10 protein-coding genes are annotated in these 9,107 nt (G+C 64.2%); 1 reads left to right on the forward strand and 9 read right to left on the reverse strand.

The window, feature by feature from the left end:
- Positions 1–250: 250 nt before the first annotated feature.
- Positions 251–1,144: an alpha/beta fold hydrolase gene (locus V5A53_RS10470; RefSeq protein WP_332313554.1), complete on the forward strand. Its 894-nt coding sequence runs from the start codon at positions 251–253 to the stop codon at positions 1,142–1,144.
- Between the two features lie 30 nt (positions 1,145–1,174).
- Here the strand turns inward: V5A53_RS10470 and V5A53_RS10475 are convergent, their stop codons facing one another.
- The 9 genes from V5A53_RS10475 to V5A53_RS10515 all read right to left on the reverse strand — a co-directional run bounded on the left by V5A53_RS10475 (position 1,175) and on the right by V5A53_RS10515 (position 9,085).
- Positions 1,175–3,772 carry a heavy metal translocating P-type ATPase gene (locus V5A53_RS10475; protein ID WP_332313555.1) on the reverse strand — a complete coding sequence of 866 codons (2,598 nt, stop codon included), beginning with the start codon at positions 3,770–3,772 and terminating at the stop codon, positions 1,175–1,177.
- 120 nt (positions 3,773–3,892) lie between these two features.
- Positions 3,893–4,483 (reverse strand): AsnC family transcriptional regulator, encoded by a 591-nt coding sequence (locus tag V5A53_RS10480; RefSeq protein ID WP_332313556.1) that lies wholly within the window; start codon positions 4,481–4,483, stop codon positions 3,893–3,895.
- 66 nt (positions 4,484–4,549) lie between these two features.
- Positions 4,550–5,029 carry a DUF309 domain-containing protein gene (locus V5A53_RS10485; protein WP_332313557.1) on the reverse strand — a complete coding sequence of 160 codons (480 nt, stop codon included), beginning with the start codon at positions 5,027–5,029 and terminating at the stop codon, positions 4,550–4,552.
- Between the two features lie 64 nt (positions 5,030–5,093).
- A complete protein-coding gene (locus V5A53_RS10490) occupies positions 5,094–5,513 on the reverse strand; it encodes a universal stress protein (protein WP_332313558.1) in 420 nt (139 codons plus the stop codon).
- Positions 5,514–5,626: 113 nt separating this feature from the next.
- Positions 5,627–6,076, reverse strand: coding sequence for a hypothetical protein (locus V5A53_RS10495; RefSeq protein WP_332313559.1), 450 nt, complete (start codon positions 6,074–6,076; stop codon positions 5,627–5,629).
- Positions 6,077–6,105: 29 nt separating this feature from the next.
- Positions 6,106–6,657 carry a hypothetical protein gene (locus V5A53_RS10500; RefSeq protein ID WP_332313560.1) on the reverse strand — a complete coding sequence of 184 codons (552 nt, stop codon included), beginning with the start codon at positions 6,655–6,657 and terminating at the stop codon, positions 6,106–6,108.
- 165 nt (positions 6,658–6,822) lie between these two features.
- Entirely contained in the window at positions 6,823–7,914 is a 1,092-nt protein-coding gene (locus V5A53_RS10505; protein ID WP_332313561.1) for a hypothetical protein, read from the reverse strand.
- A gap of 57 nt (positions 7,915–7,971) precedes the next feature.
- A complete protein-coding gene (locus V5A53_RS10510) occupies positions 7,972–8,565 on the reverse strand; it encodes a hypothetical protein (RefSeq protein WP_332313562.1) in 594 nt (197 codons plus the stop codon).
- Positions 8,558–9,085: a signal peptidase I gene (locus V5A53_RS10515; RefSeq protein ID WP_332313563.1), complete on the reverse strand. Its 528-nt coding sequence runs from the start codon at positions 9,083–9,085 to the stop codon at positions 8,558–8,560. The genes V5A53_RS10510 and V5A53_RS10515 overlap by 8 nt, the downstream gene beginning before the upstream one ends.
- Between the last annotated feature and the right edge of the window lie 22 nt (positions 9,086–9,107).

The raw sequence follows: 9,107 nt of genomic DNA on the forward strand, positions 1-9,107 counted from the left end.
CTGGTTGTAAACCTGCGGTCGGGGGCTGCCCGGAGTGCGGCGTCCGATTCACGGCAGAGGCTGTGTTCAGCGACGTCCGATACTGGTCGCCACGGGCCGCCCCATAACCCCCTAAGCACTTGTGACGGGTCGCCGTGTTAGGGGCATGGAAGACCCGACCGCCGGAGGAAAATCCGGCAGAAGGGACGAGACGAGGTGTGGAGTGCGGGGGAACGACCGGTGGATTCGCAGGTCTGTCGGGGCCGGTCTGGTGGGTCTGGCGCTGTACGCGGGCTACGAACCGGACCGGGATCCGGAGTCGCTCCGCGAGCGGTATACGTATCCGGAGTCGGATTTCGTGACCGTCGATGGTCTGGACGTTCACTACCGCGACGTCGGTCCCACAGACCCTGAGGCGCCGACGTTGGTGTGTTGCCACGGGGTCTTCGCGTCGCTACATACCTGGGAGGGGTGGACCGACGAACTCTCCGACGCAGTTCGGGTCGTAAGCCTCGATCTCCCGGGGTTCGGCCTCACCGGCCCTCACCCGGAGGGGCACAACGGGATTCAGGAGACCGTAGATTTCCTCGCGGCCTTCCTCGATGCCGTGGGAATCGAGCGGGCGTCGCTGGCAGGTAGCTCCCGTGGCGGCGAGATCGCCTGGCGGTTCGCGGTCGACTACCCCGACCGCGTCGACCGACTGGTGCTGATCGGCGCCGCGGGCTATCCACGCGAGGAGACGCAGTGGCTGCGACGGGTACGGGACCTCGGCCCGCTCTCGTGGCCGCTCCGGTACTTCACTCCACGAACGTTGACGTGGCTCGCCATTCGGGAGGTCTACGGCGACCCCGCGCGGATAGCACCCGAAACGGTGACTCGCTACCACGAACTGTTCCTACGGGCGGGCAACCGTGATGCGATAACCAGTCTGGACATCCAGACCGGCAAACGGAGCGCCGACGTACCGCGGGTCGACGCACCGACGCTCGTGTTGTGGGGCAGCGACGACGTGGTGGTTCCGCCCCAACACGGCGAGCGGTTCGCCCGTGAGATTCCGGATGCCGAACTCGTCGTCTACGATGGGTTAGGCCATATCCCGATGGAAGAGGACCCGACGCGGACGGCCGCCGACGTCCGGGCGTTCCTGCTGGAGGGGTCCAACTGAACGACGGCTCGAAAGAAACGCGAGGACCCCTCAGCCCAACAGACGCCGGAACGGGCGGAGCGGCAGCGGGACGTACTCCCGGTCAGGCGTGTACCGCGCGAACGCGAGGCTGTTGGACATCACCGAGACGCTGGAGGCCGACATCGCCGCCCCCGCCAAGGCGGGGTTCAGCAGGCCAAGCGAGGCGATGGGAATGAGCGCCGTGTTGTAGGCGAAGGCCCAGAAGAGGTTCTGCCAGACCTTCGAGATGGTCGCCTGCGAGATGCGCAGGGCTTTCAGCACGTCGGCGGGGTCCGACCGCATCAGCGTCACGTCGGCTGACTCGATGGCCACGTCGGTGCCGGAGCCGATGGCGACGCCGATGTGAGCCGCCGTCAGCGCGGGCGCGTCGTTGACGCCGTCGCCGACCATCATCGCCTTGGTGTCATCGGCCTGGATGTCGTCGATGACGTCGGCCTTCTCGTCGGGGAGCACCTCCGAGCGGACGTTCTCGGCAGGGATGGCGAGTTCCTCGGCGACCGCGGTGGCTGTCCGGTCGTTGTCGCCGGTGAGCATGTAGATCTCGTAGCCCTGTTCGGTTAGTTCGGCGACCGTCTGGCGGGCGCTTTCGCGGACGGTGTCCGCGTTGGCGACCACGCCGATGACCTCGCCGTCGAGTGCGACTCCCATCGCCGTCTTGCCCTCCCGTTCGAGTCGTTCGAGCGTCTCGTCGACGGTCGCGGTGTCGATGCCCCGTTCAGAGAGGAGGGTTCGGTTGCCGACCAGCACCTCGCCGTGGTCGGTCGTCGCCGTCACGCCCTTGCCGGGCACGTTCTCGAACTCGTGGGCTTCACCGAGTTCGATGCCTCGTTCCTCGGCGCCTTCGACGATGGCCTCGCCGAGGGGGTGTTCGGAGCCGACCTCGGCGGTCGCGGCGACTTCGAGGACGAACGATTCGTCGCGCGTTCGCTCGCGTTCGAGGGCCGCGCCGCCGTCGGGGGCGGTGTCGACGTCGCCACCGTCCGCCCGGTGGCCGCCGACAGCCTCGACGTCGGTCAACTGCATCTCGCCTTCGGTCAGCGTCCCGGTCTTGTCGAAGACGATGGCGTCGACCTCACGGACGCGTTCGAGGATGTCGCCGCCCTTGAACAGGACGCCGTTCTTCGCGGCAATGGTCGAGCCGACCATCGTCGCCGCGGGCGTCGCCAGCCCTAGCGCGCAGGGACAGGCCACAAGTACCGCGGAGGCGAAGACGATGACCGAGAACTCGAAGACGGGGACGCCGCCGACCACGGGGCCACCGCCGACGAGGCCCCACAGCGGTAGCGCCGTTGCGACTGCATTGAGCTGGGTCGGGAAGCGGAACCACAGAACCGCCCAGAGGATGGCGTTCGCAAGGACGGCGCTGACAAAGTAGGCCGAGACCACGTCGACTAGCCGCTGGATGTCGGGCTGGCGGGACTGGGCCTCCTTGACCCGGCGGACGATCTGCTGGAGGGCGGTGTCCTCGCCGACCTGCGTCGCCTCGACGACGAGGACGCCGTTCTCGTTGACCGTCGAGCCGGCGACCTCGTCGCCGGGAGCCTTCTCGACGGGGACGGACTCGCCGGTCAGCATCGACTCGTCGACGGCGGAATCACCTTCGACGACGACGCCGTCGGTCGGGATGCGCTCGCCGGGCCGGACCCGCATCCGGTCGCCGACCTCGACCTCGGAGACGGGGACGGTCCGTTCCTCGCCGTCCTCGATGATCGTCGCCTCGTCGGCTTCCATCCGCAGGAGTTCGCGGAGGGCGTCGGAGGCCTGAGCCTTCGAGCGGGCCTCCAGCCAGTTGCCGAGCGTGATGAACCACAGGATGAACGCGACGGCTTCGAAGTAGAGTCCGGCCGGGATGTCGAGTACGAGGACGCCCACGCTGAACGTGTAGCCGGCGGTGGTACCGACCGCGACCAGCGTGTCCATGTTGGCGGTGCGGTTCTTCGCCGCCTTGTAAGCGCCAACGAGGAACTCACGACCCAGCGTCGCCATCAGGAGGGTCGCGATGGCGAACTCGACCCAGCCGAAGGGGACGCCGAGCAGGGATTCGGGCCGCGGCAAGGGCGTCACCATCGTCGCCATCAGGTAGATGAACGGCGCGGTCAGAATACCGCCGCCGACGACGAGTCGCCGCTGTTTGCGGAGTTCGCGCTCGGCGGGTGACTCGCCGTCTTCGGCATCGTCCTCGCCTTCGGTCTCGCGGACCGCCTCGTAGCCCGCATCGTCGATGGCGTCGTAGGCGTCCTCGATGGAGAACTCCTCGGGATTGAACTCGACGTTCGCCTCGTCGGTCGCGTAGTTGACGTCGGCCCGAACCACGCCCGGGACGTCGTCGAGGGCGTCCTCGACGCTCTCCGAGCAGTTCGTACAGTGCATCCCGACGATCTCGATGGTCCGGGTCTCGGCGTGGGGTTCGTAGCCCGCTCCCTCGATGGCCTCGTAGATCTCGGCCAGCGAGACGACGTCGGGATCGAACGCGACGGTTCCCTCGTCGGTCGCGAAGTTGACCGACGCCTCCTCGACGCCGTCGAGGGCTTCGAGCGACTCGGAAACCGTCTCCGAACAGGTCGCACAGGACATCCCACCGATGGTCAGTCGTTCCCGTCTGGTCATGGGAGAGTATAGGAGTCCCCTATTGATGCGCTTTGTCACTTAAAACACGGTGGGAGAACCCGATATCACTTTCGCTTCGAAAGTAAGATCGGCGAGATCCTTCGATACGAAAGGAGAAACTCAGGCGCGCTCTTTCAGTTCGTCGTACCGTTCCGCGAACCGGGCCTCGCAAGATTCACAACAGAACTCGTAGCGCTCGCCGCCGATACGTGCGGTGACGCCCTCGTCGGTGACGGTGTTGCCGCACTCGGCACATTCCAGTCCGAGGGTCGCCTCTCCGAGGCCCGTCCCCTGGTCGGCGGCGACCAGCGGCGTCGCCTCGACGTTCTCGACGGCCCCTGTCTCGAATGCCGCCGCGAAGTGGGACTCGACGTCCCCGTCGGGGACGGTCGCCACGACGAACAGGCGGCCGTCGGCGGTGACGAAGACGTGTTCGACGCTCGAAAGGTCGGCCACCGCCTGCCGAATCGTCGCCGTCTCGCCGGGAGTCGCCTCGAAAGTGACCGCCAGTCGGGCGCCATCGCGGAGTTTCGAGCGGTCGATATCGACGGTAAAGCCCTCGATGACGCCCACCTCTTGCAGGCGGTCGATACGGTCGCTCACTGCCGGTGCCGAGAGGTCGACCGCCTCGGCGAGGTCGCTGTAAGAACGGCGGCCGTCCTCCAACAGGAGGCGGAGGAGTTCGTGGTCGGTCTCGTCGAGATCGCGCATGGTCGTGCTTGCTGGCGCGTTTATAAACGCGTTTCGTCGCTGGCGTTGGTACGACGCGGTTAGACGTCAGTCGAACTGCTCGGCGTACTCGAAGTCGACGTCACGGGCCTCCGGATAGCCGTCGTCGAACCGAATCCGCCACCCGTGGAGTTCCGTCGGGTCACGCAGGGCGTTGGTCATCATCGTCCGGACCGCCAGCACGTCGACGCCGTAGAAGTCGTTGGGCACGCCCTGAAAGTACTGGAGTGCGGTCCGGAACAGCGAGCGCATGCCGTCGTCGTCCTCGAAGTCGAAGTGTTTGTACGCGCCCGCGGCGACCTGCACCATCCCGTGGAGGAACTGGCTTTCGGTGGTGCCGCGGCCGTAGTTGTACCACTCGTGTTCGAAGCAGTCGTGGGATTCGTGATACTCGCCCGCATTGAAAAGGCGAACACCGTGTTCGGTCGCCCGCCGGAGGGTGGCGTGCTCCCAGCGGCCGTCCGCTCGCCAACCCGTCGGGTCCCCGGCGGGCGGGCCGACGGTCGAATCGCGGGTGTGGTCGTCCATCGGGCGAGGATAGGGCGTCGAGCGGCTAAAGTTACGGCCTTGTCGAAGTCCTCGATAACGTCATTCACCGGGCGACGATGACAGGAACGGGCGACCGGCGGAACACTTTCTGGGCGACGTTCCCGATGACAAGTCGATCGGCCAACGAGCCACCGTGGCTTCCGATCACGACCGCATCGAAGTCTTCGGCCTGGTTCAGGATCGCCCGGGTTGGATGTCCCAGTCGAATCTGGGTGGTGATCTCGACATCGTACTCGGCGGCGAGGTCTCGGGCGCCATCGAGTACCTCCTTTGCGTGCTCCTTGGCGGCCTCCTCGAGATCCTTCTCGAGAGCAAGCGACGTGGCTACTGTCCCCCACGCTGAAGGTTCCCCCACGACATGTAGGACGGTGATATCCGCGTCAGGGTGGTTCTCAAGGGCGTACTCGAGCGCTCGTTCGGCCATCTCCGAGTCGTCTATCGGAACGAGGATTCGTGAGATCATGAACCAACTACGTCAAGAACGCGGATAAAATGGCGGTTCGCTCGTCTCGGCGTTTACGACGTATTATTCCAGCCTGCGGAACGCATCCCCAGGAGGTTTCGACAGAGCCGAAATCAGAGGTCCTTCGCGATGCCGCGGAGGCCGTTCATCCGGTCGCGCTTGCTCTCGATGTCGTCGGCCGACATGGCCTCCGAGAGCCGCGTCGTTCGGACGTGTTCCTTCACCGTCTCGACGGCGTGCTGGTCGATCTCGACGCTCTTGAGGTACTCGGCGACGGCCTCGACTTCATCGGCAGTGGCCTCGCGGCCGCCGTCGGCACCCGTGATCGACCACGCGAGGTCGCGGGCATCGGTCTTCTCGTCGCGGAGGTAGGCGCCGCCGGCCAGCGCCAGCGTCTTCGTCGTCAGCCACGGAACGATGTCGCGGTTGCCGTATTCGAGGTCGTCGACGAGCAGGGCCTCGGCCTTATCAGAGAGGGCGAACTGCTGGCGGCCCTCCTGGCCGATGGAGATGTCGATCTGCCACTCGTTTCCCTCGAAGACGAGATGCGGGGAGATGGCCATACGGGCGCTTGTCGCCGGAGGTATTTCTGTCACGCGCTTTCGGGAGCCAGCGCCTGCCGATAGGACAGTACCGCGGGATAGGCGACGACGACACCGACCGCGTAGTACCCGAGCGTCCGTCCGACCGCCGCGAGAAGGACGCCGGTGCTACCGTAGACGACCATTCCACCCGCGAGAAGCGCGGGAAGCGCAATGGCGTGGGCGACCGCGAGGCGGCGGCGCTGTGCCGGCATCTCGAAGATTCCGACGGCAACGGTCAGCGAGATCGGGAGCGCCCACCGGCCGGCCAGATAGCCGATCTGTAGACCCCACGGGAGCGACTCCGATGGCAGCGTCGAGACCGACCCCGCGACCGGCACCGCAACGACGAGGAAGGTCACCGCGACGAGGGTCGCCTTTCCGCGGACCGTCGGGTCGCCGTCGGACCGCGAAAGGGCGATACTGCCGACCGAGACGGCGACGTACGCGAAGAGGAGGCCGACGATGTGGCCCTGCCGAAGGAATCGGAACTCCACCGCCGCGATGATAACGAGTGCTACGGCCGCGGTGACCGCGAGGTCTCGCCGCGACATCTCCTTCATGACCGCGCCGTCTCCCGGACGGCGGAAGTAGCTTCCGACGGAATCCTCTCACCGGTTTAGCGGCCGAACAACCGAACCGCGAATCACGTGGCTACCCGAGATCGTCTATTCGTAGAGATACTGCTAGCGAGACCAGTCTACCCGCGAAAACGTTGGCGGGGCGAATCAGGACGTGGGCCAAGGGCTTGAGGGATTATCGTTGTGACGGCGCTGTTCAGCGTAGACGGTGAAACTGAGTTCGAGACTGTCGCCCTGTATCTCGTTGCCGACGGATATCGGGATGTTCCAGGCAAACGAGAGGTACTGTGTGCCCTGGCTGTACCAGGCAGGCATCATCCCACCGGTCTCTTTGCCGATATTCTCTGTGAGGCTACGGAGTGTGATATCCTCGTACTCCACCGTCTCCCCCTGGTCGATTTCACAGTCCTGGTCGTCGTCCCAAAACACATCCACGTAGATGTTGTCTGCCAGTTGTCCAGCCTCCGTATCACTGCTATCCCCGCAACACACTTCGTGTGTCATACCAAGCGCCCAGTTCTTCCCCGGCAACTCGGTGCTGCCTGCCCAGCACGTCTCGCCGGAGTCACTCGAAGCGTGCGCTGCGATGACTATCTCGTCACCACACTTGATTCCCGCCTCTCCGAACGGGATTTCGTATCTGATGTAGCCTGCCTCGACGGTCGTCGCGTCGCCATCGCTGTAGGTTAGCTGGCCCGGCGCCACGTTCTTCTGGAAGTCATCGTAGTCGTCCTCGATACCGAGATGCGACTCCGTGAACGACTCCCCCGTTGGCGCGTTGTATTCGACGACAAGCGTGGAATCGTCGGTACTGACCGTGACGGTCCCGTCCGTCGTATCCTGACCACAGACGAGCGGATAGGTTACTTCGGAGCAATCCGTTTCTCCGGTCGAATCGTCGCCACCGTCGGTTTCGCTTTCGATGTCGACAGCGAGCCACACCCATGCAGGGTTCGTCTCGTTGTGCAGACTCAGGCTGAAACACCCAGTATCACCCGGCTTGAGGTCGTCGAACTGCGCCGCAACGACACCGTCGGTGTCAGTGGGTTCCATCGCGGCTATCCGGGTACCGTTGTGATACGCTTTCCAGTCGAGTTGGATATCTATCTCGCCCGCGGTTGCGGTCGTGGTAACACGTTCGGTGTCGCTGAACAATGCTTGCGTTCCGGCGCCGGCTATCGCTGCGCTCCCGCCCATCACTCCCAGCGAGGCCAGGATTGCACGTCGATTCAGTTTCATTGAGACCCACCCCCGGAATCGAACCGGGGTGAGACCACGGTGGGTGAGTCGACTACGCTACTGTTCGATGGAGAACGACGGCGTGGCAGTGACGCTGAAACCGCCGTTTCCTTCGATGTTCGAGTAGTCGAACTCGATCGCGATCGTCAGCTCGCGTGTTTCCTCCTCGAAGGCCGGGAGCTCTGGATCTGCGGACTCCAGCTCCATCGAACCAGCATCTCCAAGCGCAGACAGGTCGTCAGGCGTGGTCTCACTCATATCGCTGCCAGCGTACTCGAATCTGGTAATCTTCGCGCCTTGCAGGATCTGTTCTCTCGTCGCACCGTTTTTATTAGATACGGAGTAATCGACGTCTGTCAAGAACAGGCTGGACGCATTGAGCGTACCAGCGTTCGAGATCGTCCACGTCGCCTCGTGCTCGACCGGTTGGCCTTCGTTTCCATCTTCCCCATCGTACGATTCCGGCGGTCCGAACGACGCCGTCTCGGGACTGATCTTGAGCACGATGCTGCCGCCTTCCAGCACCAGCTCAGCTGTACCACTATCGGAGAGGGCGGCGTACGTGCCAGCCCCCCCGACCGCTGAGCCAGCGCCGATAAGTGCGGCACTGGCCAGCATCTTCCGTCTGCTGATTCGTTTATTATCACTCATTGATACTTTCTTCCGGTTCGAGGGCCTGATACAGGGTCCACAGCTCCGACGCTATCAGGAGCGTCACGGGCAGCAAAACCATGACAAGCCATCCGAGTCTGGTACTGCCGAAAGCGACGACGTACCCGACAAGCGGGATACTGAACATCACCTTCCCGACGACTTCGTCACGGTAGACCGGTTCGGGGTCCACGTCTTCGTTTGCGTCGCCTTTGGTGGTGAAGCGGACACTCTGCCCGTTGTAATGCTTCTCGACCACTCTGTGTGTGGTAGTCGCTGCAGCTCCACTCTCAGCGTATGTAATCACGTCCCCTTCGGAAATCCGGTCCTGAACTGCCGAACTCGGAACCGCATTCACGAACACCACAGAGCCGGTCTGAATCGCGGGTTCCATGCTCCCCGACTGGACGACGAACGTGTGATCTGCGCCGACGGTGCCAGGATACGCCTGCGCGACGAATGGTGCGACCACTACTAACAGGGCGAGCAACGCCGCTACGTTCAGGACCCTGTAGTTCATGGTCACTCTCGATTACGTGTCG

Origin of the sequence: Natronomonas sp. (assembly GCF_036625485.1) — an archaeon.
In the GTDB taxonomy this organism is placed as follows: Archaea; Halobacteriota; Halobacteria; order Halobacteriales; family Haloarculaceae; genus Natronomonas.